This is a genomic window from Prauserella sediminis (genome assembly GCF_014195435.1).
Taxonomy (GTDB): domain Bacteria; phylum Actinomycetota; class Actinomycetes; order Mycobacteriales; family Pseudonocardiaceae; genus Prauserella; species Prauserella salsuginis.
In genome coordinates this window covers 424,644-450,841 of sequence record NZ_JACIBS010000002.1, presented here as the reverse complement: position 1 = coordinate 450,841, position 26,198 = coordinate 424,644, and the positions used below count along the sequence as shown (strand labels likewise).

28 protein-coding genes are annotated in these 26,198 nt (G+C 69.7%); 27 read left to right on the top strand and 1 reads right to left on the bottom strand.

The genetic code is table 11. From position 1 onward, the window contains the following. Positions 1-129: 129 nt before the first annotated feature. Positions 130-879, bottom strand: a complete 750-nt coding sequence (locus FB384_RS20460; RefSeq protein WP_183786373.1) for a FadR/GntR family transcriptional regulator — start codon at positions 877-879, stop codon at positions 130-132. 327 nt (positions 880-1,206) lie between these two features. Between FB384_RS20460 and FB384_RS20455 the strand changes: the two genes are divergently transcribed. The 27 genes from FB384_RS20455 (at position 1,207) to FB384_RS26540 (ending at position 26,114) form a co-directional block, all read left to right on the top strand. After that, complete coding sequence (locus tag FB384_RS20455) at positions 1,207-2,136, top strand: alpha/beta hydrolase (RefSeq protein ID WP_183786372.1); 930 nt, start codon at positions 1,207-1,209, stop codon at positions 2,134-2,136. 110 nt (positions 2,137-2,246) lie between these two features. Continuing rightward, positions 2,247-3,863 carry a flavin-containing monooxygenase gene (locus FB384_RS20450; RefSeq protein ID WP_183786371.1) on the top strand — a complete coding sequence of 539 codons (1,617 nt, stop codon included), beginning with the start codon at positions 2,247-2,249 and terminating at the stop codon, positions 3,861-3,863. 19 nt (positions 3,864-3,882) lie between these two features. Next, a complete protein-coding gene (locus tag FB384_RS20445; RefSeq protein WP_183786370.1) occupies positions 3,883-4,206 on the top strand; it encodes an EthD family reductase in 324 nt (107 codons plus the stop codon). Between the two features lies 1 nt (position 4,207). Further along, complete coding sequence (locus tag FB384_RS20440; RefSeq protein ID WP_183786369.1) at positions 4,208-4,663, top strand: nuclear transport factor 2 family protein; 456 nt, start codon at positions 4,208-4,210, stop codon at positions 4,661-4,663. 80 nt (positions 4,664-4,743) lie between these two features. Further along, positions 4,744-5,862 (top strand): NDMA-dependent alcohol dehydrogenase, encoded by a 1,119-nt coding sequence (locus FB384_RS20435; protein ID WP_183786368.1) that lies wholly within the window; start codon positions 4,744-4,746, stop codon positions 5,860-5,862. A 13-nt stretch (positions 5,863-5,875) separates the two neighbouring features. After that, on the top strand, positions 5,876-6,304 hold the full coding sequence (locus FB384_RS20430; protein ID WP_183786367.1) for a nuclear transport factor 2 family protein: 429 nt from the start codon (positions 5,876-5,878) through the stop codon (positions 6,302-6,304). Continuing rightward, positions 6,301-6,738: a nuclear transport factor 2 family protein gene (locus tag FB384_RS20425; protein ID WP_183786366.1), complete on the top strand. Its 438-nt coding sequence runs from the start codon at positions 6,301-6,303 to the stop codon at positions 6,736-6,738. Before FB384_RS20430 ends, FB384_RS20425 begins: the two co-directional genes overlap by 4 nt. Positions 6,739-6,751: 13 nt before the next feature. Beyond that, entirely contained in the window at positions 6,752-7,168 is a 417-nt protein-coding gene (locus FB384_RS20420) for a nuclear transport factor 2 family protein (protein WP_183786365.1), read from the top strand. A 33-nt stretch (positions 7,169-7,201) separates the two neighbouring features. Next, the gene (locus tag FB384_RS20415) at positions 7,202-8,797 is read left to right on the top strand and encodes an AMP-binding protein (RefSeq protein WP_183786364.1); all 1,596 of its coding nucleotides are present in this window, start codon (positions 7,202-7,204) and stop codon (positions 8,795-8,797) included. Beyond that, complete coding sequence (locus FB384_RS20410) at positions 8,790-9,266, top strand: hypothetical protein (protein ID WP_183786363.1); 477 nt, start codon at positions 8,790-8,792, stop codon at positions 9,264-9,266. Before FB384_RS20415 ends, FB384_RS20410 begins: the two co-directional genes overlap by 8 nt. Beyond that, on the top strand, positions 9,263-9,766 hold the full coding sequence (locus tag FB384_RS20405) for a MaoC family dehydratase (RefSeq protein WP_323985362.1): 504 nt from the start codon (positions 9,263-9,265) through the stop codon (positions 9,764-9,766). Before FB384_RS20410 ends, FB384_RS20405 begins: the two co-directional genes overlap by 4 nt. After that, positions 9,759-10,184, top strand: a complete 426-nt coding sequence (locus tag FB384_RS20400) for an acyl-CoA thioesterase (protein ID WP_183786362.1) — start codon at positions 9,759-9,761, stop codon at positions 10,182-10,184. Before FB384_RS20405 ends, FB384_RS20400 begins: the two co-directional genes overlap by 8 nt. A 267-nt stretch (positions 10,185-10,451) precedes the next feature. Further along, positions 10,452-11,912, top strand: coding sequence for an aldehyde dehydrogenase (locus FB384_RS20395; RefSeq protein WP_183786361.1), 1,461 nt, complete (start codon positions 10,452-10,454; stop codon positions 11,910-11,912). A gap of 91 nt (positions 11,913-12,003) precedes the next feature. Then, positions 12,004-13,683: an FAD-dependent oxidoreductase gene (locus FB384_RS20390; RefSeq protein WP_183786360.1), complete on the top strand. Its 1,680-nt coding sequence runs from the start codon at positions 12,004-12,006 to the stop codon at positions 13,681-13,683. A 48-nt stretch (positions 13,684-13,731) separates the two neighbouring features. Beyond that, a complete protein-coding gene (locus tag FB384_RS20385; RefSeq protein ID WP_221213402.1) occupies positions 13,732-14,919 on the top strand; it encodes an ABC transporter substrate-binding protein in 1,188 nt (395 codons plus the stop codon). 46 nt (positions 14,920-14,965) lie between these two features. Next, the gene (locus FB384_RS20380) at positions 14,966-15,856 is read left to right on the top strand and encodes a branched-chain amino acid ABC transporter permease (protein ID WP_183786359.1); all 891 of its coding nucleotides are present in this window, start codon (positions 14,966-14,968) and stop codon (positions 15,854-15,856) included. Then, positions 15,853-16,773, top strand: coding sequence for a branched-chain amino acid ABC transporter permease (locus tag FB384_RS20375; protein ID WP_183786358.1), 921 nt, complete (start codon positions 15,853-15,855; stop codon positions 16,771-16,773). The genes FB384_RS20380 and FB384_RS20375 overlap by 4 nt, the downstream gene beginning before the upstream one ends. After that, positions 16,773-17,573: an ABC transporter ATP-binding protein gene (locus tag FB384_RS20370; RefSeq protein WP_183786357.1), complete on the top strand. Its 801-nt coding sequence runs from the start codon at positions 16,773-16,775 to the stop codon at positions 17,571-17,573. The genes FB384_RS20375 and FB384_RS20370 overlap by 1 nt, the downstream gene beginning before the upstream one ends. Further along, complete coding sequence (locus tag FB384_RS20365) at positions 17,566-18,294, top strand: ABC transporter ATP-binding protein (RefSeq protein ID WP_183786355.1); 729 nt, start codon at positions 17,566-17,568, stop codon at positions 18,292-18,294. Before FB384_RS20370 ends, FB384_RS20365 begins: the two co-directional genes overlap by 8 nt. Further along, positions 18,291-19,919 (top strand): AMP-binding protein, encoded by a 1,629-nt coding sequence (locus tag FB384_RS20360; RefSeq protein WP_183786353.1) that lies wholly within the window; start codon positions 18,291-18,293, stop codon positions 19,917-19,919. The genes FB384_RS20365 and FB384_RS20360 overlap by 4 nt, the downstream gene beginning before the upstream one ends. After that, positions 19,909-20,679: an enoyl-CoA hydratase/isomerase family protein gene (locus tag FB384_RS20355; protein WP_183786352.1), complete on the top strand. Its 771-nt coding sequence runs from the start codon at positions 19,909-19,911 to the stop codon at positions 20,677-20,679. Before FB384_RS20360 ends, FB384_RS20355 begins: the two co-directional genes overlap by 11 nt. A gap of 114 nt (positions 20,680-20,793) precedes the next feature. Next, entirely contained in the window at positions 20,794-22,290 is a 1,497-nt protein-coding gene (locus tag FB384_RS20350) for an aldehyde dehydrogenase family protein (RefSeq protein WP_183786351.1), read from the top strand. A gap of 58 nt (positions 22,291-22,348) precedes the next feature. Continuing rightward, positions 22,349-23,113, top strand: coding sequence for an SDR family NAD(P)-dependent oxidoreductase (locus FB384_RS20345; RefSeq protein ID WP_183786350.1), 765 nt, complete (start codon positions 22,349-22,351; stop codon positions 23,111-23,113). A 29-nt stretch (positions 23,114-23,142) separates the two neighbouring features. Further along, the gene (locus FB384_RS20340) at positions 23,143-24,183 is read left to right on the top strand and encodes an LLM class flavin-dependent oxidoreductase (RefSeq protein ID WP_183786349.1); all 1,041 of its coding nucleotides are present in this window, start codon (positions 23,143-23,145) and stop codon (positions 24,181-24,183) included. A gap of 245 nt (positions 24,184-24,428) precedes the next feature. Continuing rightward, entirely contained in the window at positions 24,429-25,265 is an 837-nt protein-coding gene (locus FB384_RS26550) for an alpha-amylase family glycosyl hydrolase (protein ID WP_221213401.1), read from the top strand. Positions 25,266-25,305: 40 nt separating this feature from the next. Further along, entirely contained in the window at positions 25,306-25,860 is a 555-nt protein-coding gene (locus tag FB384_RS26545) for an alpha-amylase family glycosyl hydrolase (RefSeq protein ID WP_221213400.1), read from the top strand. A 5-nt stretch (positions 25,861-25,865) separates the two neighbouring features. Next, positions 25,866-26,114 carry a hypothetical protein gene (locus tag FB384_RS26540; RefSeq protein ID WP_221213399.1) on the top strand — a complete coding sequence of 83 codons (249 nt, stop codon included), beginning with the start codon at positions 25,866-25,868 and terminating at the stop codon, positions 26,112-26,114. Positions 26,115-26,198 lie beyond the last annotated feature (84 nt).

Sequence of the window (26,198 nt, the reverse complement as noted above, 5' to 3'; positions counted from 1 at the left end):
GCCTCGCGTGTCCGTCCGGGTGACGGTGGGAGGCCCGAACCCGGCAGCTCCGTCCATGGTGGACGCCCGGTCGGCGGCCCGCCGCGGACCGGACCGGCCGGCGTACCGGTGTGGCGTGGCGGGCTCCGGTCAGCGCCAGTCGACGACCTCGTTGATCAGCGTCGGGTGGCCGCGTTTGACGTAGTTGACGTACTTGGCCATGTGTTCGTACATCAGGTCGTGCGCCGCATCGGGCTCGCCGTTCTCGATGGCCTTGGCGATCGCGACGTGGGCGTCGGAGACCTCTTTCCGTCGCGACTTGGGGAACACGATGCCGCTGACCCGGTCGCGGAAGATGTCCGACAGGGACTGGCCGAGCAGGCTGAGGATGCCGTTGCCGGACATCTCCGCGATGAGCCGGTGGAAGTCGCCGGTGTATTCGAGGTAGGCCGCATCGTCGTCGACCTTGAGGGACCCGCTGACGCGTCGCAGCTCGTCCATGTGCTGTGGGTCCTGCCGCTGCGCGGCGAGTCGGGCCATGAGCGGCTCGACGGCCAGGCGTGCTTCGATGAGCTCGCGGAACGTCGTGCCCTGTGCCTGCAGGTACAGCGTCGCCATCTGTCCGAAGTGGTCGGGCTGTGCGCCGCTGACGATCGGGCCGCCGCCCGGTCCGGGCTTGAGCCAGATCAAGCCGTTGACCTCGAGGATCCGCAGCGCCTCCCGCAGCGATCCGCGCCCGATGCCGTACTCCTTGAGCATGTGCGCTTCCGACGGCAGGTGGGCGCCCGGTTCGAGGCCCTCGGTGCGGATCTTCCGCATGATGCTCCGTGCCACGGCCTGCGCGACCTTGTCGCCCCGCTTGTACGGCCGCTGGCGCGGTTCCAGCGCGTCTTGGTCCATGTGGCGACGATACCGATGATGATCCTGGATCCCGGGCAAGGACCTGGTTACCGGCCCGGCGTCGTGGTGCGTGACGGCAATTCTCTGAACATGATTCGGTTTCGACTGTCGGTGGGGCCGATTCGCGTACTCCGCCGGCTCCGGGTCGTACCCTGCGGCGCGCTGCGGTCGGCCGTCCGGCATGCGAACAAGACCATGCTAATCCTTGACATGAATTCGGCGCCGCCGCATACTTGCCGAGCATGTGACGCAGGTCTCTCGCCCAGGTGAGGTCCGCCTCGCGTCCACCGGTCGCACACACTCGCCAGTAGCACAAAGAGGTGCCCCATGGCTCTCGACGAGGCCACCAGTTCACTGCTCGCCCAACTCGCCGAATCCGGACAGCCGCCGATCCACGAAATGGATCCGCAGCAGGCTCGCGGGATCACCGCGGCGCTGCAGGAGATGTACGGCCCGGGGCCGGACATGGCGCGGGCCGAGACCCGGTCGATCGACCTGCCGGGCCGCTCCGTCCCGGTGCAGATCCTGGTGCCGAACGCCGCGCCGCGCGGTGTGATCGTCTACTACCACGGCGGTGGCTGGGTGATCGGCAGGATCGAGGAGTTCGAGACGCTCGGCAGGCAGCTGGCCGACAGGACGGGCTGCGCCGTGGTGCTCGTCGACTACCGGCTCGCGCCCGAGCACCGCTATCCAGCGGCGGCCGACGACGCCTGGGACTCGCTCCGCTGGGTCGAGGCCCACCTCGACGAGATCGCGGGCCGGCGGGTGCCGCTGATCGTCGCAGGCGACAGCGCGGGCGGGAATCTCGCCGCCATCGTCGCCCAGAAAGCCCGTTCCGGTGGTCCGGAGATCTCCCAGCAGATCCTCGTGTACCCCGTCACCGACTGCGACTTCGACAACTCGTCCTATGCCGACCCGGAGAACCAGCTGATGGTCAACCGTGAGGCCATGATCTGGTTCTGGGACCACTACGCCGACGCCGAGCAGCGCGCCAACGCCGACGCCTGCCCCGCGAAGGCCGGCGACCTCTCGGGCCAGGCGCCCGCCGTCGTGGTGACCGCGGAGCACGACGTCCTCCGGGACGAGGGTGAGGCGTACGCGAAGGCGCTCGAGGCCGCGGGCGTGCCGGTCCGCCACCGGAGATTCGCGGGTCAGATGCACGGCTTCTTCACCATGGTCAACGTGCTGCCCGGTAGCGCGGAGGCGATCGCCTACGTCGCCACGGAGATCGACAGTCAGCTGTCGGCCGCGGGCTGACGCCCCGGCCCAGCACCGGCTCTTCCCTCCCCGGCCGGTTCGCGGCGCCCGAGGCGGGTGCTCGTCCGTTGCCGTTCCGTCCGCCTGTCTGAATGTGAGGACACCGCTCCATGTCTGCTACCAGGAATCTGCCAGCCGAGTTGGACGCCGTCATCGTGGGCGCCGGGTTCTCCGGCCTGTATCAGCTGTACAAGCTCCGGAACCTGGGGCTGCGCGTCAAGGTCGTCGAAGCCGGTTCCGACATCGGCGGCACGTGGTACTGGAACCGGTATCCCGGCGCCCGGTGCGACGTCGAGAGCATGCACTACTCCTATTCGTTCGACGTGGATCTCGAACAGGAATGGGAGTGGACGGAGAAGTACCCGAGCCAGCCCGAGATCCTCGCCTACATCCACCACGTGGCCGACCGGCACGACCTGCGCAAGGACGTCGTGCTGGACACCAAGGTCACCGCGGCACACTACGACGAGGACGCCGCACTGTGGACGGTGCACACCGAATCCGGGGACCAGGTCTCGGCCCGCTACTGCATCATGGCCGTCGGATGCCTGTCGGTGCCGAAGAAGCCCGAGGTGCCCGGCCTCGAACGGTTCCGCGGCGACTGGTACCACACCTGCGACTGGCCGGAGTCCGGTGTGGACTTCACCGGCAAACGGGTCGCCGTCGTCGGAACCGGCTCGTCCGGCATCCAGGCCATCCCGATCATCGCGAAGCAGGCCGATGAGCTGACGGTGTTCCAGCGCACGCCGAACTTCAGCCTGCCGACCTTCAACGGTCCGATCGACCAGGAGATGGTCGCCGACATCAAGGCGCGCTACCGCGAGATCCGGGAGGAGAGCAGGCAGTCCGGTTTCGGGGTCGCGGTCGAACCGCCTACGCGGTCGGCACTCGAGGTCGACCCCGACGACCGGCACCGCAACTACGAGGAGCGTTGGCAGCGCGGCAACCTCACCGGCGTGCTCCAGGCCTACACCGACCTGCTGGTCGACGAGCAGGCCAACGAGACGGCCGCCGAGTTCGTCAGGGGGAAGATCCGCGAGATCGTCGAGGACCCGGCGACGGCCGAGAAACTGTGCCCGAAGGGTTATGCGTTCGGCACGAAGCGGCCCTGTCTCGACACCGGGTACTACGAGACGTTCAACTCCGACCACGTACAGCTGGTCGACCTGAAGGAAACCCCGCTGGTCGAGATCACCGAGCGGGGCGTGCGCACCAGTGATCGCGAGTACGAGGTCGACAGCCTGGTACTGGCCACCGGCTTCGACGCGATGACGGGTGCACTGCTGAACATCGACATCCGCGGCAGGGACGGCCTGACGCTCCGGGAGAAGTGGCAGGACGGGCCGGCGCTGTACCTGGGCCTGAACCCGGCGGGGTTCCCGAATCTGTTCACGATCACCGGCCCCGGAAGCCCGTCGGTGCTGTCGAACATGATCGTCTCGATCGAGCAGCACGTCGAATGGATCGCCGATCTGGTCGAGCACATGCAGCGCAGGGAGCTCCGCACCGTGGAGGCGACCGAGACGGCGGAGAAGGAATGGACCGACCACGTGCGCGAGGTCGGCGACATGACGCTCTACCCCCGGACCGACTCCTGGTACATGGGCGCGAACGTGCCCGGCAAGCCACGGTTGCTCATGGCCTATCTCGGCGGGGTCGGGTCGTACTGGCAGAAGTGCCAGGACGTCGCGGCCAACGACTACGAGGGCTTCGCGCTGAGCGCGTGACGGCCGGGAGGAGACATCGATGTTCCGCATCACCGTGCACTACCACCACCCGGACGATCCGGAGCGGTTCCTCGAGCACTACCGGGGGACGCACGCCGTGCTCGCGGCGAAACTGCCGGGCCTGCGGTCCTACGGCTGGGGCCGGACCACCACGTTCGACGGCTCGACACCGCAGCACTTCCTCGTCGCCGTCATGGAATGGGACAGCCGGGACGCGTGCGCCGCGGCGTTCGCCTCGCCCGAAGGGCAGGCGGCCCAGGCCGACATGGCCAACTTCGCGGGAGCCGGCGCGGACGTGAACTTCCACGAGGTCGTCGACGTCGAGCCCACGGGGAGCAGGTGAGATGGGTACCGCGATCGACGACGACCTCGCCGTCCGGCTGGACCGGGTCGAGGCGCTGGAGGAGATCCGGCGAGTGCTGCACGGCTACGCACACGCCTTCGACAAGCGGGACCTGCCGTGGTTCCTGTCGCTGTGGACCGAGGACGCGAGGTGGCAGCCGGACCCGGACACGGTGTTCCGCGGCCGGGACGGGATCCGCCGTGGCGCGAGCGAACTGTGGGAGACCGTGTTCGCCTCGCACCACTGGTCGGTCAACTCGGTGATCGACGTCGACGTGGTCGGCGGCACGGCCACGGCCGTCACCGATGTGCTGGCGATGGCCGGCACCGCCGACGGCTGGGCACAGACCGCCGCGACCTACCGCGACCTGCTCCGCCGGGTCGACGGCCGCTGGCGCATCGCCACCCGCGAGACGGACGTCCACCGGGCCGTTCCGGTGGCCGATCCGGCGGGCTGACCCACGGCAGGGCCGCCCGGCCCCGGCCGGAGCGGCCTGCCCTCTCACGAACTCTCCGCACCGCACCGAAGGGACGATCGATGAAGACGAAGGGTGCGCTCCTGTGGGCGCCGGGAACGCAATCGGGCTGGTCGGTCGAGGAGATCGAACTCGATCCGCCGAAACCGACCGAGGCGACCGTCAAGCTCGCCGCGTCGGGCATCTGTCACAGCGACGACCACCTCGACACGGGCGACATCCCGCTCGACTGGGCGCCGATCCTCGGCGGGCACGAGGGCGCGGGTGTCGTCACCGAGGTCGGGGACCACGTCGCCGACCTCGAGGTCGGCGATCACGTCGTCTGTTCGTTCCTGCCGTCGTGCGGCAAGTGCTCGATGTGCGTCGCGGGCAAGGCCAACATGTGCGCGCTCGGGGCGGGCGTGCTGGGCGGCACGTCGCCGGACGGTACGCACCGGATCCGCGCACGCGGCCAGGGTGTCGGCGCCATGTCCTATCTCGGCACGTTCGCGCCGTACGTCACGGTGCCGACGGACGCGCTGGTGAAGATCGACAAGGACATTCCGCTCGACAAGGCCGCGCTCATCGGGTGCGGGGTGCCCACGGGCTGGGGGTCGACGATGTACGCGGCCGAGCTGCAGCTCGGTGACGTCGTCGTGATCTTCGGCGTCGGCGGCGTCGGCATGAACGCGGTCCAGGGTGCCCGGCACCGCGGCGCGAAGGCGATCATCGCGGTCGACCCGGTGGACTACAAACGCGAGCGGGCGCCGGAGTTCGGCGCCACCCACACCGCCGCCACGGCGGCGGAGGCGGCGCAGCTCGTCGAGAACATGACCAACGGCCAGGGCGCCGACCGGGTGATCGTCACCGTGGGCGTCGCGTACGGCTCGGTCCTCGAGCCCGCGCAGGCGATGACCCGGCGGGGCGGTGTGCTGGTGCTCACCGCGGCGGCTCCCGTGCTGCAACGCGACGTGGAGTTCGACATGTTCACGTTCGCGATGTCGGGCAAGCGGTTGCAGGGCACGCTCTACGGTTCGACCAACGCGCGCAACGACATCCCGCTGATCGCAGACCTGTACCGGCGCGGCGAGATGAAGCTCGACGAGCTGGTCACGCGCACCTACGCGCTGGAGGACATCAACACCGCCTTCCAGGATCTGCGCGAGGGCAAGAACATCCGCGGCGTCATCGTCTACGACTGAGCGAGGGGTCGACATGGAGGAGCGCGCCGCGGAGCGGTACGAGATCATGCAACTGTCGCACCTGTACGCACGCGGCCTCGACCGGTTCGACCCGCTCGAGGCGCTCTCGGCGTTCAGTGACGACGCGGTCTGGGACGCCACGGCGGTCGGCCTCGACCGGTTCGAGGGCCGCGAGAAGATCCGCGAGTTCTTCGAACGGGACGCCGCATCGGTGGCCGACCAGTTCCACATCATCACCAACCACATCGTCGAGTTCGACGGGCCTGACTCCGCGCACGGCACCAACTACGTCTTCTCCGAAGGGCACGCCGCGTCGGGTGCGAAGTTCCGCGCCGCTGCGCTGAACGAGGACACCTACGTGCGCACGGCGTCGGGGTGGCGGATCGCCTCCAGGGCGATCTCCCCGTTGACGCCGCCGGAGCTGGAAGGGCTCGACGTATGACCACCGCCGCCGGTACCGACGTCGGCCGCGCGCTGATCGTGTCCTACCTGGATGCGGTGGGAACTCTGGACGTGGCTGCGATTCCCGGGCTGTTCCACGTCGACGGCGTACTCGACATCCCGTACGCCCCGGAGGGCATTCCCCGCACGATCCGGGGACGGGCCGCGATCGCCGAGTTCTACGCGGGCCTGCCGGACCTGGTGACGCCGATGAACTTCGCGTCCTACCGGATCGATGCGCTGGACGTCGAGGGGGAGTACGTCGCGGAGCACACATCGGACGCTTCGGTGCGGACGACGGGCCTGCCGTACCGCAACGACTACATCGCGCGCATCACCGTGCGCGGTGACCGGATCGCCCGGTTCGCCGAGTTCTTCGACCCGATTCCGCTGGTCGTTGCGCTCGGCGGGACGGTAACGCCCCCGAGCGCGTGAGGAGCACAGGAACATGGGAATCGCCGACCACCGCGCCGAGATCGAGAATCTGCTCGGCGTGTACACCTTCGCCTACGACGAGAACGACATGACGGCGATGGCGGGCTGTTTCACGGCCGACGCCGTCATGTCGATGCGGGTCGCCGACGGAGACCTCGTCGGCCCGTTCGAGGGTCGCGACCAGATCGTCGGCCTGATGGAGAAATCGCTGGCATCGCAGAACGACCAGCGCAGGCACCTGGTGTCGAACGTGGTCGTGCGTGACCTCACCGACGACACCGCCACGGTGACGTCGTACCTGACGCTGATCTCCATCGCGGATCAGACGCTGACGGTGCTGTCCACGGCACGCTACGAGGACGAGCTGGCCCGCGAGAACGGTGCCTGGCGATTCGCCCGCCGGCACGTCCAGCTCGATCTGCCGTACTGACGTGATCGGCGCTACGGACGGAGCGGAGGACCGGTGGCCAATCAGGGTTTGATCCCCGCCAAATGGGCGGCGCTGACGCCCGGCGGGCAGGCGATCTACGACGTGACCGCCGACCGGCGGCTCACCTGGCGGCAGTTCGACGACCTCGTGCGGCGGCTGGCCAACGGCCTGCTCGCCCGTGGGCTGACCCCGGGCGACCGGGTGGCCGTCCTGTCGCGCAACTGCGCCGAGTACCAGGCGCTGTACTTCGCGGCCGGCCGTGCGGGGCTGGTGCTGCAACCGCTGAACTGGCGGCTGGCCGCACCGGAACTGGCCGCGATCGTGGCCGACGCCGCACCGCGTGCGCTCATCGCCGAGGCCGAGTGGTCGGCTGTGGTCGACGAGCTGTGCCGCACGGTGGACGTGCCGCACGTGCTGCGGTTCGGGCCCGACGGGGACGGCGGACTGGAAGAGCTCGTCGAAGCCGCATCGGACGAGGAGCCCGCGTTCTCGGCGAAGATCGGTGACGACGATCCGTTCTTCATCCTCTACACCGGCGGCACGACAGGGCAGGCGAAAGGTGCGCTGCACTCGCACCGGAGCGCGGCCGCGGGGATGTTGAACCAGACCGTGGCCGAGCGCATCGTGCCGTCCGACGTGTACCTGTTGACCGGGCAGCTGTTCCACATTCCCGTCGTGCTGGCGATGAACTACCTCAAGCACGGCTGCCCGCTCGTGATGATGAACTTCGAGGCGAAACGGGCGCTGGAGGTGATCGAGGCCGAACGGGTGTCGGCGCTGCTGGGCATCACCACGATGCTGAACTGGATGATGGCGGTCGAAGGCTTCGAGCGTTACGACCTGTCGAGCCTGCGCAACATCCAATACGGCGGCGGGCCGATGCCCTCGGCCATCGTGCGCCAGGCGCTGGAGGCGTTCCCCTGCACGCTGATCCAGGGGTACGGGCAGACCGAGGGCTCGACGATGTGCTTCCTGTCGCAGGAGGACCACGCGTCCGCGGTGGCCGGTGTCCGGCCGGAGCGGCTGCAGTCCTGCGGCAGGGAGGGCTTCGGCACACAGGTGCGGGTGGTCGACGAGACCGGCCGCGACGTGCCGCAGGACGGGCGCACGCCGGGACAGATCGTCGTCCGGTCCGAGGCGAACATGCTCGGCTACTGGAACCGGCCCGACCTCACGGCCGAGACGCTGCGGGGTGCGGGTACCCCCGACAGTAGGGGTATAGCTCTCGGGGGAGGCTGGATGTGGACCGGCGACATCGCGACCTGGGACGAGGACCGGTACGTGTTCATCGTGGACCGCTCGAAGGACATGATCATCTCCGGTGGAGAGAACATCTTCAGCGTGCAGGTCGAGGAGGCCATCGCCCGGCATCCGGCGGTGCTGGAATGCGCCGTGATCGGCGTGCCCGACGACGAGTGGGGCGAGTCGGTGAAGGCGGTCGTCGTGCTCAAGTCGGGACAGCGGGCCACGGAGGCCGAGATCATCGAGCAGGCTCGGGCGCACCTGGCCGGGTACCAGAAGCCGAAGTCGGTGGACTTCGTGGCCGAGCTGCCCAAGGCGCCGACCGGCAAGATCCTCAAACGGGAACTGCGCGAGCCGTACTGGTCCGGCAGGGAGCGGGATGTCTGAGACGGCCCGTGAGCCGGCCGGGATGTCGGCCGACGACGTTGCCGCCCGGATCGGACGGGCGTTCCCCGGCGGGGAGTTCACCGTGGAGCGCTGGTTCGCGTGGCTGTTGGCCGATGCCGCGCTGGCCGGGCCGGAAACGGGGCCGGTCGGTGAGCCGGCCCATCCGCTGTTGGCGTGGACGGCTGCGACGCAGGCGATGGGCGTCACGTGGGACGAGCTGTTCTCCTGGTTCGGTTCGAGTGCCGACGACGGGCCGATGTTCGGCGAACACGAGACGGTGTGGCACGCGCCGATGCGCGTGGGCCGCACCTACCTCGTGTCGGGCGAGGTGACCTCGGCCGACCGCAAGTCCGGCCGCAGCGGGGTGTTCGACGTGATCGGCTATGTGTTCCGACTGCACGACAAGGAGAGTGGCGCCCACGTGGCCGACTGTTGGAACTCACTGATCCTGCCGAGGAGGCTTTCGTGAGCGACCGGGCCGACGAGGGCGTGACCGGTGCCGACGGCGCGGCGGTGGCGGATCGCATCGGGCCGCTCTCGCCGGGAATGCGACTGCCGGACTGGCACGTGGCGAAGGTCGACGGCGAGAAGATGAAGACCACGGCGGCACTGCTGCGCGACCCCACGCCGATCCACTGGGACACGGCGGCACTGCGGGAGCTCGGCATGGGTGACCGTGCGATCAACCAGGGGCCGCTGAACATGGCGTACGTGATGAACATGCTCGCCGGGTTCGCGGGCGGTTACGAACGGGTACGGCGGTTGCGGGTGCGCTTCCGCGGCAACGTGCGCGAGGGAGACTCCCTGCGAGCGGGCGGCGTCGTCACCGGCGTGCGCAGGCAGCGGGCGGACGACCGTGACGAGATCCTGTGCGACTGCGACGTCGAACTGTCCGTTGTCGACGGTGACGCCGTGTTGACGGGTACGGCGACCGTCGCCCTGCCGGGGAAGGGGAGCGGTGATGAGTGACCGGGATCGGCTGACGTTCCAGCTCAGCTACGGAGACTGCGATGCGATGGGTATCGCGTACTTCGCCATCTACTACCGGTGGATGGAACGCACGTACACCACGTGGCTGTACTCCCACGGGCTGCGCAGCGGCGATCTCGAACCCGACCTCGGGGTCGTCACGGTCGGCGTGAGCTCCGGTGCGACGTACCACCGGACGGCGCAGGTGTTCGACGAACTCGTCTGCCAGGCCGTGCTCGACCGGGTGGGCACCTCGTCCTACACGGTCGGCTACGAGTTCACGTGTGAGGGCGACCTGGTCACGCGAGGGCAGATGACCTACGCCTGCCGCGACGAGACGTTCGCGAAGACTGCGGTGCCGGATCGCCTCGCGGGCATCCTGCGGACGCTGCCGTCGCCGCGGTTCGACGTGCCGTAGCCGTTGCTGCTGGAGTGGCCGGGCTTACTCGTCCGGTCCGGACCACGCCGCCGTGGCGGGGAGAATCTCCCTGCCACGGCGGCGTTTTCGTGTGCCGTCCACGGAATCTCCCGGGATCGCGCCGGTTCGCCTCGTCCGAGAATTCATGACAATAAATCCTATGAAAGGCATTGACTTGGTCCCAGTCGCGGGTCAAGGTTGTTAGCGACGTCACCGCGCCCAGGCGCCGATGACGGCCAGGTTCGGTACCCGCAAAGGAGCGCGTCCATGACCTCGACGATGCACGCACCCGAGACCGTGCGGAGCTTTTCGAAGCTGTTCATCGGCGGCCGGTGGGTCGACCCGGCGGGCGACGGCGTCATCGACGTCGTGTCGCCGGTGACCGAGGAGCGCCTCGCGACGGTGCCGGATCCGACGGTCGCCGACATCGATGCGGCGGTGGCCGCGGCGCGGACGGCGTTCGACGAAGGGCCGTGGCCCCGCATGACCCCCGCCGAGCGCGCCGCGGTGCTGACCAGGGTCGGCGCCGAGGTCGAGAAGCGCTTCGGCGACATGGCTGCCTCGTTCACCGCGGAGATCGGCGCCCCGTCCGCGGTGAGCGAGGCTTTCCACCAGAACGCGCTCAAGATGTGGGCCGATGCGTCGACCCTCCACGAGCGGTTCGAGTTCGAGGAAGAGCGTTCCTGGGAGGGCGGCCACGGGGTGCTGGTCCGCGAGCCGGTCGGCGTCGTCGCCACGATCATTCCCTGGAACGGGCCGGTGGCCACGGCGTCACTGAAGATCGGCCCTGCGCTCGCGGCCGGCTGCACGGTCGTGCTCAAGCCCGCGCCGGAAGGGCCCGTGAGCCTGTACCTGCTCGCCGAGGCGCTCGAGGCCGCGGGGCTGCCCGAGGGCGTGATCAGCGTGCTGCCCGGCGGCCGCGAGGTCGGTGAGCACCTGGTGACCCACCCCGGCGTCGACAAGGTCGCGTTCACCGGCAGCACCGCCGCGGGCAGGCGGATCATGAGCCTGTGCGGCGAGCGGATCACACGCGTGACGCTCGAGCTCGGCGGCAAATCGGCCGCGATCATCGCCGACGACGTGCCGCTCGACGAGGTGCTGCCGACGCTGGCGTTCGCCGGGATCGGCCACTCCGGCCAGGTGTGCGCCGCCCTGACCCGCATCCTGGTGCCGCGCCACCGCCAGGAGGAGCTGCTCTCGGCCCTCGTGCCGATGTTCGAAGGCCTGAAGGTCGGCGATCCGACCGACGGTGACACCGTGCTCGGCCCACTCGCCGCCGAACGGCAGCGGGACCGGGTGGAGAGCTACATCAAGCTCGGCCTCGACGAGGGCGCACGGCTCGTCACGGGAGGTGGCAGGCCCGAGGCGCTGGACCACGGCTGGTTCGTCCAGCCGACCGTGTTCGCCGACGTGCGCAACGACATGCGCATCGCCCAGGAGGAGATCTTCGGCCCGGTCGTCTGCGTCATCCCGTTCGACGACCTCGAGGAGGCTGTCGCGCTGGCCAACGACTCGGACTACGGCCTCTCCGGGGCCGTGTACGCCCGCGACGCCGCCGAGGGTGAACGGATCGCCCGCCGCATCCGCACCGGCCAGGTGTCGGTCAACGGCTGGGACATGTGCGTGGTGCAGCCGTTCGGCGGCTACAAGCAGTCCGGCCTGGGCCGCGAGGGCAACGTCGAGGGTCTCGGTGCCTACCTCGAGACGAAGCTGATCCAGCGCCGGTGACCGCGCCGCTGGCAGTCCCGAGGGTTCGCGGACCTGTCGGCCGTCGCCCCGCACGTCCCGCGACCGCGTATCGCGAAAGGAACACCGAACGATGGTTGATGCGAGCGAACCGGTGATCGTCGTCGGAGCCGGTCTGTCCGGCCTGGCGACGGCTCTCGGCGCGGCGGTCGGCGGTCGGGACGTGATCGTGTTCGAGGCGGCGGACCAGGTGGGCGGTGCGGCCGCCTACTCGGGCGGACAGGTGTGGATCGGCGCCAATCCCGTCGCCGCGCGTGAGGGCATCGAGGACTCGCCCGAACTCACCGAGACCTACGTGCGGGCGATCGCCCGCGACGCTCCCGAGGTGCTCGACGAGAAGGCGATGCTGCGCTGGATCCGAACCGGTCCGGACGCGATCGGCTACTGGGAGGAGCTCGGGGCGATCCGCTGGAGGGTCATTCCCGGTCTCGCCGACTACCACAACGAGGCCGACGGCGCGCTGCCCGTCGGGAGGTACCTCACGGGCGAGGTGATCGACGGCAGTGTGCTCGGGTCATGGCGCGACACGCTCCGCGTCAGCCCGTACTTCCCGGTCGGCACGACCTACGACGAGCTCATGGAGAAGGGTCGCCGGGCGACCTATGTGGACTCCGAGGAGTCCAGATCGGGCAAGGCGGATCACGCGGGAGTGCCTGCGTTCGGTATCGCCGACGGCCGTGAGTTCGACGCGACCGAGGGAACCGACCCACTGACCTTCGGGACCGGCGTCGTGGCGAGCTTCCTGCGCCGCGTGCTGCAGGAGGACCGGATCGACATCCGCCTCTCCCATCCGGTGACCGAACTGCTCTCCGACGGCGGCCGCGTCGCGGGCGTGCGCGCCGACGGCCCGGACGGCCCGGTCGAGGTGCGCGGCCCGGTCGTACTCGCCACGAGCACCTACGACTGGGACACCGATCTCGTGCGCGAGATGGTCGATCTCGAACCGGAGGATTTCGGCAGCGTCGCGCCGGAATCGCTGCGCGGGGACGGGATCAAACTCGCCCGCGGCGTGGGTGCCGGCATCGCGAAGATCCCGGCCACGAGCGTGCCGATGCTCCCGGGATGGCGGTCCCAGGTCGGCACCGGGTACGGCTACGGCCCCGAGTACGCGATGCCGCACACGATGATCGTCGACGCCGCGGGCAACCGATTCTGCAACGACTCCTACTGGGTCGACATCGTCGCCAAGACCCTCGCGCCCGGAGATCGGCACCTGCCGTTCTTCCTCGTCTGGGACGACCAGCACCGGAAGAAGTACGGCCTCGCCGCCACCCCGCCCGGCGGCGAATACCCCGAAGGCTGGGTCAGCTCCGCCCCGACGTTCGCCGCGCTCGGCGAGCAGCTCGGCATCGACGGGGCACAGCTGACCAGGACGGCCGAGCGGTTCAACCACTATGCGGCCCGCGGCGAGGACCCCGATTTCGGCCGCGGCACGGTCACCTACGTCAACAAGTTCGCGGGCGATCCGGACAACACCCCGAGTCCGGTCCTCGGACAGCTCACCGAGGCGCCGTTCCACGGCCTGCGGCTGAAGTTCGTGGGCACCGGCATCGGGTCCAGCGGCGTGCACATCGACGGTGACGGACGGGTGCTGGACCCCGACGGCGACGTGATCGACGGCCTCTACGCCGTGGGGTCGTGCGCCGCGCTGACCACCACCGGCACCGGCTACAACAGCGGGTTCGCACTCGGCCGCGGCGTGACACTGGCCTACCTCGTCGCACGCGAGCTGCGCGGTGAGCCGGTCCCGTAACCCCGGGCGGCACAGACATCCCCACCGACGACAGGCAGGAGGACGAGCATGCGGGCTCCCCACCGGTGGCGCCGGCTGCGGCGCGCCACCGCATGCGCCCTTGCGGTCGTGGCCGCGGTCGCGATGAGCGGCTGCGACGCGGCGCAGGGCGGTATCGCCACTCAGGAAGGCATTCCGGAGGAGATCAAGCTGCTCGGCGTGCGGGACCAGACCGGACCGGTCGCCTACGCGGGCATCGGCGGCGCCCGTGGCGGCGAGCTCGCGATCTCCGAGATCAACCGCTCCGGTTTCCTCGGCGACGGCGTGAAGCTGACCATTGAGGAGATCGACACCGCCGGGTCGATCGAGACGGCGTCGGCCGAGATGGCACAGGCCACCGCCGACCGGACCGTGCACGCGATCATGGGGCCGACCCAGGGGCAGCAGGCCGCGACGGTCGCGCCGATGGTGGAACGCGCACAGGTGCCCACCATCTTCACCCAGGCGGGCTCGGACGGGGTCGTCGTCAACGACTACACGTACCGGGCCACGGCGCCGATGGCGTCGTACTACGACCTGGCAACGGAGTACCTCGCCGACAAGCGGCTCGGGGACGTCAGCGTGCTCTACAACGCCACGTTCCCGACGTTCGCGGAGATCGGCAAGGGTTCGCTGCCGAAGCAGGCCGAGCAGCACGGACTGGACATCATCTCGAGCACCCCGGTGCAGTCGACCACCCAGGACTTCACCACGCCTGTGCGGTCGATCGCCGGCGAGGACCCGGACGCGGTCGTGATGCTGCTGACCGAACCGCAGTCGGTCACCGCGCTGACGCAGCTGCGTCAGGCCGGGTACGACGGCCAGGTGATGGCGACCTCGGTGCAGGGCGGCGGCAACCTGACGGAGGCGGGCAAGCACGGTGAAGGCGTCATCTACCCGACAGATTTCTCCCCGGCGCTGACGAGCGAGAAGGCCCGTGACTTCGTGGCGGCGTTCCAGGAGCGGTTCGGGCAGAAGCCGGACGTCTACGCCGCCGAGGGCTATGACGGCATGTGGTGGCTGGCACGCGCGATCAAGGCATCCGGTTCGGCGAGTCGTGAGGGCATCAAACGCGGACTGCAGCAGGTCGCGAAGGAAGGCTTCGACGGTGCGATGGGCGAGCTCACCTTCGAGGGCAACGACATGCGCGTGCCCGGTGTGCTGGTGCGCTGGAACGGCACGAGCGAGGAACTGGTCTCACGCGGCGGTGCGTCATGACCCGCCGCATCGGCCGTGACCCGCGATCCGGAGGGAGGTGGCGGTCGTGGCACAGCACATCCTGAACGCCGTCGCCCTCGGCTCGGTGTACCTCGTGTTCGCACTCGGCATGGCGCTCGCGTGGAGCACGATCGGCATTCTCAACTTCGCCCACGGTGCGACGTTCATGTTCTCGGCGTTCACCGCGCACGTGATCACCCAGCAGGTCGCGCTGCCGATGCCGGCCGTGGTGCTGATCGCCGTCGCGGCGGGTGCGCTGATCGCGACCCTGACGCAGGTGCTCGCGTTCGGGCCGATCATGCGCAGGGCCACCGAGCACCGGGCGGCCGAGTTGCGCATCCTCATCGGCGGTATCGGGGTGGCCGCCATCCCGCTCGCCATCGCCGAGCGCGTGACGGCGAGCGCGCCCTTCGGCTTCCGCGGCAGCACCTACCAGGCGCAGGTGTTCGAGGTCTTCGGCCTTCGGATGACGACCACCGTGCTGGTGATCGTCGTCGCGGGTATCGGTATCGGCGTCGGCGTGTGGCGCTGGCTGGCGACGTCGCGGCAGGGACTGGCCCTGCGGGCGATCGGCGTCGACTCGGAGACCGCCTCGTTGATGGGCGTCGACCGGGCCACGCTCGCGCTCGGCACGATGGCGACGTCGGGGGCACTGGCGGGGCTGGCCGGGGCGCTGCTGACGTTCCAGCTCGGCGCGATCGCCCCCGCGAGCGGGGACCAGCTGCTCATCAAGGCGTTCGCGATCGTCGTGCTCGGTGGCCTCGGCAGTATGGGCGGCGTCATCGTCGGTGCGTTCGTGCTCGCGGGCGCCGAGACCTTCGTGCTGGCGATGAACCAGGGAACCTGGGTCGACGCCGTCTCGTTCGGACTCATCTTCCTCGTGCTCCTGCTGCGCCCGCAGGGCCTGTTCGGCAGGAAGGAGGTGCGGCGGACATGATCGACTGGTACTTCTCCCACATCGTGCTCATCCAGAGCACCTTCACGACGTTGCTGCTGGCGCTGAGCGTGCAGGTTCCGTTGCGTGCCGGGGTGTTCTCGTTCGCCGGCGTCGGGTGCTACGGCATCGGCGGTTACCTCGCGGCCATCGGAATGGTCCACTACGGACTGTCGACGGCTACGGCGATCCTGCTGGCCGCGGTCGCGGGTGGGGCCGTGGCGTATGCGCTCGGCCTGCTGATCCAGCGCCTCACCGGGCTGTACCTCGCGATGGCGACCGTGGCCTTCACGCTGATCATCTCGGTTCTCGTGGTCAACGGCGGCGACCTCACGGGCGGCGCCTCGGGCCTGTTCGGCGCACTCGGCATGCTCGACACCGGGCATCTGCTGGCCGTGGTGGTCGTTGTCGTGGCCGCACTGACGTTCACCGAGCTCGGACCACTGGGGCGCCGCATCGAGGCGGTCCGTGAGGACCCCGAACTGGCGTCGGCGATGGGGATCGACGTCGCCCGCTACCGGCGTGCCACGTTCGCCGTCAGCGGCATGCTGGGCGGGCTGTCCGGCTCGATGACGGTCCTGTTGCGATCGACGGTCACGCCGGACGACATCAACTTCCACCTGGTCGTGCTCGCGCTGACCATCATCATCGTCGGGGGCTCGCGGTCGTGGATCGGCGCTCTCATCGGCACGGTCATCTTCGTGTGGATGCCCGAGGTGCTGGCGTTCGTGGGCGAGTGGGAGGACGTCGTGTACGGCGTGCTCGTCGCCGCGGCGGCCGTGTACCTGCCGGGCGGAGTCACCGGTGCCGCCGTCGACGGCTATCGGAAGTACCGCAGGAAACGGCGGGAGGCGGCCGCCTCCCCGCCGGACGCGCCACCACCGCAGCAGGCGGCGGCCGCCGTGGGAGGTGATTCGTGATGACATCGAGCGCACTCGCCGGTGCCGGAGCAGGCGATGGCCGTGACGCCGAGGTCGCGACGAGCGTGTTGCGCGCCGACGACGTGGCCGTCCACTTCGGAGGCGTGAAAGCCGTCGACGGCGTGTCGATCGTGCTGACCCCGGGCCGGCTGTTCGGCATCCTCGGGCCGAACGGGTCGGGCAAGAGCACGCTGCTGGCGGCGCTGACGCGCCTCGTGCCGCTGACTCGCGGCCGGCTCGAATTCGAGGGCAGACGTTACGACAGGGTGCGACCGCACACGATCGCCGCACGCGGTGTCGCGCGGACGTTCCAGACGGTACGGATCCTGCCTGGTCGCACCGTGTTCGACAACGTCGCGCTCGGCGCCGAATCGGCGGGCTCCGGCAGCAAGGCAGAACGCGGCCGGGCACGGGAGCGGGTGCGCAGGGCCATCGAACGCACCGGATTGTCCGGAAAGGAACGGCACCGCCCTGACGAACTGTCCTACGGTCACCAGCGGCGGGTGGAGATCGCGCGTGCCATCGCGAGCGAACCGACGTTGCTGCTGCTGGACGAACCGACAGCGGGCATGAACCGGCAGGAGCGCGACGACATCACCGGCCTGCTGGCCGACCTGCGCGCCGAAGGCCTGACGCAGCTGCTCATCGAGCACGACGTGCAGATGATGGTCGACGCCTGCGATCACCTGTTCGCCATGAACTTCGGCGCGTTGATCGCCGAGGGAGAGCCCGAAGCCGTGGTGCGGCATCCGGCGGTACAGGAGGCCTACCTGGGAACGCAGGGGAGGGCACATGCTTGACGTCTCCGAGTTGCACGTCAGCTACGGGCCGGTGCACGCCGTGCGCGGGGTGTCGTTCGCCGTCGAGCCGCAGCGGATCACCCTGGTGCTCGGCGCCAACGGGGCGGGCAAGTCGACGAGCCTGCGCGCGATCTGCGGTCTGCAACCCGCGCGGGGCGGGTCGGTGCGCCTGGACGGTGCGGAGCTGCTGGGCAAGCGACCCCACCGGATCGTCCGGGACGGTGTCAGCCTCGTGCCCGAGGGACGGCGGATCTTCGCCCCGCTGTCGGTGGCCGAGAACCTCCGTATCGGCGGCTACACGGCGACGCGGTCGCAGGTCGCTGCGCTCGTCGACGAGGTGTACGACCGATTCCCGATTCTCGCGCAGCGACGGGACATGCCGGCGGGACTGCTGTCCGGCGGGGAACAGCAGATGCTCGCGTTCGGCAGAGCGCTGATGGGCCAGCCGCGGGTGATGCTGCTCGACGAGCCGTCCATGGGCCTGGCACCGGGAATGGTCGACACGGTGCTGACGAGTGTCCGCGCGATCGCCGACTCCGGCATCGGTGTGCTGATGGTCGAGCAGAACGTCGACGCGGGACTGGCGGTCGCCGACACGGTGTCGATCGTGGCTCGCGGCGAGGTCGTCCGCAGCGGTGAGGCCGAGCAGCTCCGCCAGGACGCCGCGGTCGTGCACGCGCTGCTGGGGGAGGCGGCGTTGGCGGAGGAGGGGACCGCATGATCCTACCGGCCGAACCAGCCGCAGCGACGCGGTCGTCGCGGACCACCGCCCGCACGCTGGGTGCCTGGCTGGCCGAGGCGGCCGGGGCGGCGCCGGTCGACGCCGGGGTGCTCGTCGACGGCGTCCGACTCGGCTATCGGGACCTGGACGCGCGCGCAGGGCGGGTGGCCGCCGGCCTCGCCGAGCTCGGCATCGGCCACGGCGAGCGGGTGGGTGTGGTGCTGGACGCATGCCCCGAGTTCCTCGCGGTGTGGTTCGGCCTGGCGCGGCGCGGAATCGTGGAGGTGCCGGTGAACCCGGAGGCGGGGGAATACCTGCTGCGGCATTACCTGGCCGACGCCGGTGCGGTCGCCGTGGTGTGCGATGCCCGGTACGAGGACGCCGTGCGCGGCTGCCTGCCGGCGTCGGTGCGGCACGTCGTCGTGGTCGGGGAGCCGGCCGGCGGACGCGACGGCGTAGCCGGTGACGGTGTGGCGCGGCACCGTATGTCCGATGTGGAGGAACGTGGCGCGCTGGCGGACGTGACGGCCGCTTCGGTGTCGCCGGCGGACCCGGCGGTGATCCTCTACACGTCCGGCACGACCGGCCCGCCGAAGGGTGTGGTGCTCAGTCATCAGGCCAACGTCAACCTGGCTCGGCACACCGCGGCGCTCATGGGGTACACGGCCGCCGACCGGCTCTACAGTGTCTTCCCGCTGTTCCACAGCAACGCCCGGTACTGCAGCGTCATGGCCGCACTCGAGGCGGGCGCGGATCTGGTGATGCACCGGCGGTTCTCGGCGAGCCGGTTCTGGGACATCTGCCGGGAGCACGGCATCACCGCGTTCAACTACCAGGGCGCGATGATGAGCATCCTGTTCAAACAGCCGCCGCGCTCCGACGACGCCGACAACCCGGTCCGGGCGGCGTTCGGGGCGCCGTGCCCGCGGGAGATCTTCGCGGCCTTCGAGGAGCGGTTCGGCGTCCGGCTGACCGAGATCTTCGGCAGCACGGAGGTCTCCATCGTCACCGACATGCCGCCGGAGCGACGCCGGATCGGCACCTCGGGCCGGGCCTCGGTCAACTACGAGGTGGCCGTGGTGGACGACCGCGACGAGTCGTTGCCGCCCGGGCAGGCGGGAGAGATCGTGGTCCGCCCGCGCGAACCCGGCTGGATGTTCGACGGTTACCACGGCATGCCCGCCGAGACCGCGCGCAGCTGGCGCAACCTGTGGTTCCACACCGGGGACCGCGGATACCTCGACGAGGACGGCTACCTGACGTTCCTCGACCGGCTCAAGGACACGGTGCGACGGCGCGGCGAGAACATCTCCTCGTGGGAGGTCGAACGCGTCGTGGCGGAGCATTCGTCGGTGGGCGCGGTCGCGGCCTACGGTGTGCCGTCGGCGCTGTCCGAGGAGGACGTCATGGTGGCCGTCGTGCCGTCCGCCGGGGCGACGGTGGATCCGGTCGCGCTGATCCGGCACTGTCAGCGGCGGCTGACGTCGTTCGCGATCCCGCGGTACGTGCGCGTGCTGGAGGCCCTCCCGCTCACACCGAGCCAGCGGGTGGAGAAGTACCGGCTCCGCGCCGACGGCGTGCCCCCGGGAACGTTCGACCGGGAGGGGAGCACGGATGGCGGCTGAGCTCACCCGCTTCGAGCGCACCGAACCGCGGTCCGGTGTCGTCGTGCTGACGATGTCGCGGCCGGAGAAACTCAACGCGATGGACCAGTCGTGGTTCCGTGAGTTGCACGACGTCATGGGCACGTTCGGCCACGGCGACGAGGCCCACGTGCGGGCGGTTGTGCTGACCGGCTCGGGCCGGGCGTTCTCCGCGGGCGGCGACATCGACATGTTCGCCGGTCTGGACGGGGACGTCGCGCGGGTACGACCGCATCTCCGGCTCGTGTACGACGCGTTCCACGCGGTGGAACGGTGCGCCGTGCCGGTGATCGCCGCGGTCAACGGACTCGCCTACGGCGGCGGGACCGAACTGGCACTGGCGAGCGACGTCGTGCTCGCGGGCGGGTCGGCGCGGTTCGCCTTCAAAGAACCCACGGTCGGGCTGATGCCCGGCTACGGCATCGTGCGGGGCCCTGACGTCATCGGCAGGCACTGGACGCGCTACCTGGCCCTCAGCGGCCGGGACATCGGTGCCGAACGGGCCGAACGCATCGGCCTGGTGCAGGAGGTGTACCCGGACGACGAGCTGAACGAGCAGGCCGTGGCGCTGGCGGCAGAGATGGCGGCGCACCCGCCGCTGGCCGTGCAGGTCGGCAAAGCGTTCGTCAACCGCGACACGGATGGCGGTTTCGCCGAGTCGGTGGAAGCGACGGCGCTGCTGTTCGACACCGACGACCACCGGACGGCCGTGCGGACCTTCCGCGCGGCCCGTGGCAGGTGATGTGCACGCATTCGAGTTTTTCGCGCACGACGAGAACTGTCGCACGGCCGTGCGGGCTGCCTACGATCCATCCGGCGGTCGGCGGCCGTCACCGAGGACGACGAAGGAGCAGGCATGAGTGGCCTGGAGACGCGAAGTAAGAGCACCTACATCGACGGTGCCTGGTGCGACGGTGAGTCCGGAGAGACCTACACGTCGTGGAGCCCGTCGACCGAGCAGGCCGTCGGCACCGCGCAGCTGAGTTCCCCGGAACAGGTGGATGCCGCGGTCGCGAGCGCGCGGGCGGCGTTCGAGGGCGACGCGTGGCGTTCGTACGGGCCGAAGGGCCGTGCGCGGGTGGTGAACCGGCTGGCCGACCTGCTCGAGAGGAACACCGAGCCGCTTGCCCGGCTGATCGCCGACGAGGTCGGCACACCCATCGGAGCGGCCCGCGGTATGCAGGTCGGCGGCCCGGTCGAGGCGCTGCGGTGGTATGCCGAGATGGCCGAACGCGGCCCACGCGGCGGTTACTCGCACGCACTGCCGCTGTACGACAAGCCGGTGCTGTCGACGAGCCTGCTGCGTTACGAACCGGCCGGGGTGCTGGCCGCACTGCCCGCCTACAACTATCCGATCAATCTGCTCGCCTGGAAGCTCGGCGGGGCGCTCGCCAGCGGATGCACAACGGTCGTGCTGCCGTCGCCGCAGGGCATGCAGACGACGCTGCGTGTGTTCGAACTGATTGACGAACTCGACCTGCCGCCCGGCGTGGTGAACCTCGTCGTCGGCGGCCCGGACGTGGGCAAACGGCTCACCGGGCATCCGGACGTGAACCTCGTGTCGTTCACCGGTTCCGACGCGGTCGGCGGGCAGGTCATGTCGCAGTCCGCGCTCGGGTCGCTGTCCAAGGCCGTGCTCGAACTCGGCGGCAAGAGCCCCAACATCATCCTGCCCGCCGCGGACCTGGATGCGACGGTCGGCCCGTCGATCCTGCGGTTCGCGCGCAACGCGGGCCAGGGCTGCGCGGCGTGGAGCCGGGTGCTGGTACCGCAGGACCGGCTCGACGAGTTCTGCGAGAAGGCCGACGCGTTCATCAGGACGATCGCCGTCGGCGACCCGCAGGAGGACGCGACGGTCGTCGGCCCCGTGATCTCGGCAGAACACCGGGCGAAGGTCGAAGGCATGGTGGCCGACGCGGTGTCGGCCGGTGCCACGGTGGCCGCCGGCGGTGGACGGCCAGACCTTCCCACCGGCCACTACCTGAACCCGGCGATCCTGACCGGAGTGGACGTCGACGCGCCGATCGCGCAGACCGAACTGTTCGCCCCCGTCGCGATCGCACTGCCATACACCGACGTCGACGAGGCGGTGCGGATGGCCAACGCGACGTCGTACGGACTGGCAGCCAACGTCTTCGGTCCGCTGGACGAGGCGATGCCCGTCGCCGAACGGCTGCGATCCGGCACGGTCACGATCAACGGCGGTGCCGGTATGCGCCCGGACGCGCCGTGGGGCGGCCCGGGGCGCAGCGGTGTCGGCCGGGAACTGGGCGAGGACGGCTTCGCCGAGTTCTTCGAGGTCAAACACATCCAGTGGCCACTGGCAGGCGTGACGCGCCCGCCGGGCACGTGACAGTCGCCGTCGCCGAACAATCCACAGTGGACCACCTGTCGAGATCGGAGAATTCGCCATGCTGCTCAAGAACAGGACCGCGTTCATCACCGCAGGCGGCTCGGGCATGGGCCGCGCCGCGGCGGAGGCGTTCGCCGCACAGGGCGCGCACGTGATCGTCGTCGACGTCGACGAGGGCGCCGCCAAGGACGTCGTGGGCGCCATCGACGGCGCGGGCGGCAGCGCGCGCGCCGAGGTGATCGACGTCCGTGACCTCGATGCGCTCAAGGCGCTCGCCGAACGCGTGCAGACCGACCACGGCTCACTCGACGTGCTGTACAACAACGTCGGGATCCCCGGGGCCGCCGGTACGGATCTGGCGATCGAGGACTGGGACGCCCTGATCGAGATCAACGCGCGCGCGAGCTTCTACCTGACCAACTACCTCACCGACGCGCTGCGGGCCTCGGGTAACGCCTCGGTGATCTTCACCAGCTCCAGCTCAGGGCTGGTCGGCTCGCCGTACAGCCCGCTGTACTCGTTCACCAAGGGCGGCATCATCGCGCTCGTGCGCTCGCTCGCGCTGGCGTTCGCGCAGGACGGGGTGCGCGTGAACGCCATCGCGCCCGGTTCGGTCGACACGCCGGGACTGCCCGCGTTCTTCCGCACCAACACCGAGGAGGAGCTGGCCGAGCGTAAGAAGGCGTTCTTCGCCCAGATCCCGATGGGCCGCCCGTCCCAGCCGGAGGAGATCGCCCAGGTCGCGCTGTTCCTCGCCAGCGACATGGCGAGCTTCGTGACGGGCGTGACGATTCCCGTCGACGGCGGCATGACGGCCAAGTAGCCCGCGCAGTCCACATCGGAGGAGAAACCGTGGAATTCGGCATCCTGATGGGAGACCAGCCGGTCGCCTCGTCGGCCCGGGAACATCTCGACCTGATGCTGCGCAAGGCCGAGGCCGCGCAACGGGCCGGGTTCACCTACCTGACGATCGGCCAGCACTTCCTCTACGACGGGTTCCGCTGGTTCCAGCCCGTGCCGCTGCTGGCACGACTGGCCGCCGAGCTCGACGAGGACGTCAAGATCGGCACGACGGTCCTCATCGGACCCGTGCACCATCCGGTGGTGCTCGGTGAAGAACTGGCCACACTGGACGTCGTGACCGGAGGGCGGCTCGTCGTCGGGCTCGGCACCGGTTATCTGACGCAGGAGTACGCCACGATGGGCGTGCCGTTCGATCAGCGCTACCGGCTGCTGGAAGAGCTGATCGAGGTGATGACGGCGATGTGGTCGCAGGATCGCGTGAGTCATCACGGCCGGTTTTGGCAGATCGACGATCTGCCGACGCACGTGCACCCGCTGCAGCAGCCGCGGCCCCCGGTCTGGCTCGGGGCGATGCGGGAAACCGGCGTGCGCCGGGCCGCGCGTCACGGTGACGTCTGGACGATCACCCCGCAGCAGACGATCGAGCAGGTCGATGCGCTCATCCGCACCTACGCCGCCGAGCGCACGAGCCGCGGACTGCCGCTGAACCCGCTGCCGCTGCGGCGCGAGCTGATGATCGGCGACGACTTCGACGACGCGGTGTCGCGCTTCGCCGCGGTGGCGCGGGGCAAGTACGAGGCCTACGCCGGGCGCGGCATGACGCTGCTCGGTGACGACGAGGTGCGCAACTTCGGCGACACCGTGCGCGATCACGTCATCCTCGGCGACGCCGAAGCCTGCCGGAAACAGATCGCCGACATCGCGGCCGCGCTGCCGGTCGGCCCGCTGTTGGTGCGGCCCCACTGGCCCGGCATGGACGCCGAGCAGACCGAGGCCTACCTCGAGCAGGTCGGCCGGGAGATCGTGCAACCCCTACGCGGTCTGCAATCGCGCTCGTTCGACGACTTCCTGGACGGATCCGCCGTGTGATCGTCGGCCTCGTGGGCAGCGGAGGGCCGCCGCCGGCCTTCCGCGCGCCGTCACCGCACCCTGGTCGCCCGGAAGGTCGAGCGCGGTGTGTCCCCTCTCCCCGCCGTCGAATGCATACGTAGGTCTTCACTCTCGGCGATCAGCAGAGTACGCTGAGCCCGCTTGTGCATACGTAAGCATTCAGTGGGAAGGTTCAGCGGGAGGGTTCAGTGGGCCGGTCGGAGGATGCATGGTCAGCGACAGCAGTGTCCCGGGGGTCGCTGACCCGGGGATCGCTGTCACGGCGGTCGCTGCTGATCGGCGCGGGGACGGCGCTCGCCGGTGCGGCCGCCGCGGCGGGGACGGCGTCGGCGAGCCCCGGTCACACCATCGGTGGGGCAGGCCGCGACACGCCGGGTTCGTCCTGGCTGGGCAACGCCATCCTGTACGAACTGTATCCCCAGAGCTTCGCCGACACGTCCGGTGACGGCATCGGCGATCTCGCGGGCGTGCTGGACCGGCTCGACCACCTGCACTGGCTCGGGGTCGACACGGTGTGGATGAACCCGATCTTCCCGTCCCCGTTCACCGACGCCGGCTACGACATCGCCGACTACACCGGGGTGCACCCGCGTTACGGCACCGAGGACGACGTCGTCGCGGTCGTCGAGGCGGCGCGCCGGCGGGGAATCCGCATCCTGTTCGATCTCGTCGCTGGCCACAGTTCGGACCAGCACCCGTGGTTCCTACGGTCGCTGGGGGACGAGACCGATCACCGCTATATCTGGGCGAGCCCGGATCAGCTCCCCGAGGACGGGTCGTTGCCGGAGTCCTTCGTCGCCTCGCCGGGACCACGGCCGGGCGCGTTCTACATGAACTACTACGAGACGCAGCCCGCGATCAACTACGGTTATGCGCGGAGCAACCCCGACGAGCCATGGCGTCAGCCCGTCGACGCCGAAGGGCCTCGCCGAAACCGGGCGGCGATGCGGCAGATCATGGCTCACTGGCTCGAGATGGGGATCTCCGGGTTCCGGTGCGACATGGCCGCGACGCTCGTCAAGGACGATCCCGGCTGGGTCGAGACCGGGAAACTGGCGTGAGTTCCGCGCGTGGCTCGAGGCCCGTTATCCCGGAGCCGTCATGGTTTCGGAGTGGGGTGACCCGGCCACATCGGTGACCGCCGGATTCCACGGCGACTTCTACCTGCCCGTCAACGGTCCGGGCGACGGCGCGCCGTGGCGATCGCTGTGGCGGGACGAGCCGTTCTTCTCAGCGGAGGGGAAGGGGACGGCGAAGACGTTCGTCGATGCCTGGGTCGAGGCGGCCGACACGATCGGCGACGCGGGATACACGATGATGCCGATCGCCAACCACGACAGTGCCACGCGGCTCAACGACGGTGTGCGCACGCCCGAGGAGTTCCCCGCGGCGTGGACCTTCCTGCTGACATGGCCCTGTGTGCCGACGCTGTACTACGGCGAGGAAATCGGCATGCGTGCCGTGCCCGGGCTGCCCGACGTCGAAGGCAGCGACGGGCGGCAGAACAACCGCACCCCCATGCAGTGGGACGACGGTCCGAACGCCGGATTCTCGGACGCGAGCTCTACCTGCCGATCGATCCCGACCCACAGCGGCCGACGGTGGCCGCGCAGCGGCGCGATCCGGGGTCGTTGTTGCACTTCGTGCGCAGGCTGATCCGATTGCGCACCCGGTACCCGGGTTTGGGCACGGCCGGTGACGTTCGGGTGTTCCATGACGGGTATCCGCTGACCTACCTGCGGGGCGACCGCTTCCTCGTGACCGTCAACCCCTCGCGCGAGGCCGTCACGGTCGACGTCCCCGATGATCGGGTACCGCACGCGCGCCGCGTCGAGGGGCGCGGGGTGCGCGTCGACGGCCGTGGACTGGTCGTCCGCGGATTCGGCTACGCGATCCTGGACCTCGGGTGACGACCGCCGGGACGGGGTGTGAGCCGGGGGACGGTGTCTGAGCGCAGGACACGCGGTGCCGAGTGCAGAACACGCGTGTCTGAG

What these genes read in the sequence shown, in the direction of transcription:
- FB384_RS20390 (WP_183786360.1), top strand. Translation starts at nt 12,004, where the DNA reads ATGGTTGATGCGAGCGAACCGGTGATCGTCGTCGGAGCCGGTCTGTCC.
- FB384_RS20435 (WP_183786368.1), top strand. Translation starts at nt 4,744, where the DNA reads ATGAAGACGAAGGGTGCGCTCCTGTGGGCGCCGGGAACGCAATCGGGC.
- FB384_RS20370 (WP_183786357.1), top strand. Translation starts at nt 16,773, where the DNA reads ATGACATCGAGCGCACTCGCCGGTGCCGGAGCAGGCGATGGCCGTGAC.
- FB384_RS20410 (WP_183786363.1), top strand. Translation starts at nt 8,790, where the DNA reads ATGTCTGAGACGGCCCGTGAGCCGGCCGGGATGTCGGCCGACGACGTT.
- FB384_RS20420 (WP_183786365.1), top strand. Translation starts at nt 6,752, where the DNA reads ATGGGAATCGCCGACCACCGCGCCGAGATCGAGAATCTGCTCGGCGTG.
- FB384_RS20445 (WP_183786370.1), top strand. Translation starts at nt 3,883, where the DNA reads ATGTTCCGCATCACCGTGCACTACCACCACCCGGACGATCCGGAGCGG.
- FB384_RS20455 (WP_183786372.1), top strand. Translation starts at nt 1,207, where the DNA reads ATGGCTCTCGACGAGGCCACCAGTTCACTGCTCGCCCAACTCGCCGAA.
- FB384_RS20450 (WP_183786371.1), top strand. Translation starts at nt 2,247, where the DNA reads ATGTCTGCTACCAGGAATCTGCCAGCCGAGTTGGACGCCGTCATCGTG.
- FB384_RS20385 (WP_221213402.1), top strand. Translation starts at nt 13,732, where the DNA reads ATGCGGGCTCCCCACCGGTGGCGCCGGCTGCGGCGCGCCACCGCATGC.
- FB384_RS20395 (WP_183786361.1), top strand. Translation starts at nt 10,452, where the DNA reads ATGACCTCGACGATGCACGCACCCGAGACCGTGCGGAGCTTTTCGAAG.
- FB384_RS20375 (WP_183786358.1), top strand. Translation starts at nt 15,853, where the DNA reads ATGATCGACTGGTACTTCTCCCACATCGTGCTCATCCAGAGCACCTTC.
- FB384_RS20350 (WP_183786351.1), top strand. Translation starts at nt 20,794, where the DNA reads ATGAGTGGCCTGGAGACGCGAAGTAAGAGCACCTACATCGACGGTGCC.
- FB384_RS20345 (WP_183786350.1), top strand. Translation starts at nt 22,349, where the DNA reads ATGCTGCTCAAGAACAGGACCGCGTTCATCACCGCAGGCGGCTCGGGC.
- FB384_RS20355 (WP_183786352.1), top strand. Translation starts at nt 19,909, where the DNA reads ATGGCGGCTGAGCTCACCCGCTTCGAGCGCACCGAACCGCGGTCCGGT.
- FB384_RS20365 (WP_183786355.1), top strand. Translation starts at nt 17,566, where the DNA reads ATGCTTGACGTCTCCGAGTTGCACGTCAGCTACGGGCCGGTGCACGCC.
- FB384_RS20460 (WP_183786373.1), bottom strand. Translation starts at nt 879, where the DNA reads ATGGACCAAGACGCGCTGGAACCGCGCCAGCGGCCGTACAAGCGGGGC.
- FB384_RS26545 (WP_221213400.1), top strand. Translation starts at nt 25,306, where the DNA reads ATGGTTTCGGAGTGGGGTGACCCGGCCACATCGGTGACCGCCGGATTC.
- FB384_RS20430 (WP_183786367.1), top strand. Translation starts at nt 5,876, where the DNA reads ATGGAGGAGCGCGCCGCGGAGCGGTACGAGATCATGCAACTGTCGCAC.
- FB384_RS20425 (WP_183786366.1), top strand. Translation starts at nt 6,301, where the DNA reads ATGACCACCGCCGCCGGTACCGACGTCGGCCGCGCGCTGATCGTGTCC.
- FB384_RS20400 (WP_183786362.1), top strand. Translation starts at nt 9,759, where the DNA reads ATGAGTGACCGGGATCGGCTGACGTTCCAGCTCAGCTACGGAGACTGC.
- FB384_RS20360 (WP_183786353.1), top strand. Translation starts at nt 18,291, where the DNA reads ATGATCCTACCGGCCGAACCAGCCGCAGCGACGCGGTCGTCGCGGACC.
- FB384_RS20440 (WP_183786369.1), top strand. Translation starts at nt 4,208, where the DNA reads ATGGGTACCGCGATCGACGACGACCTCGCCGTCCGGCTGGACCGGGTC.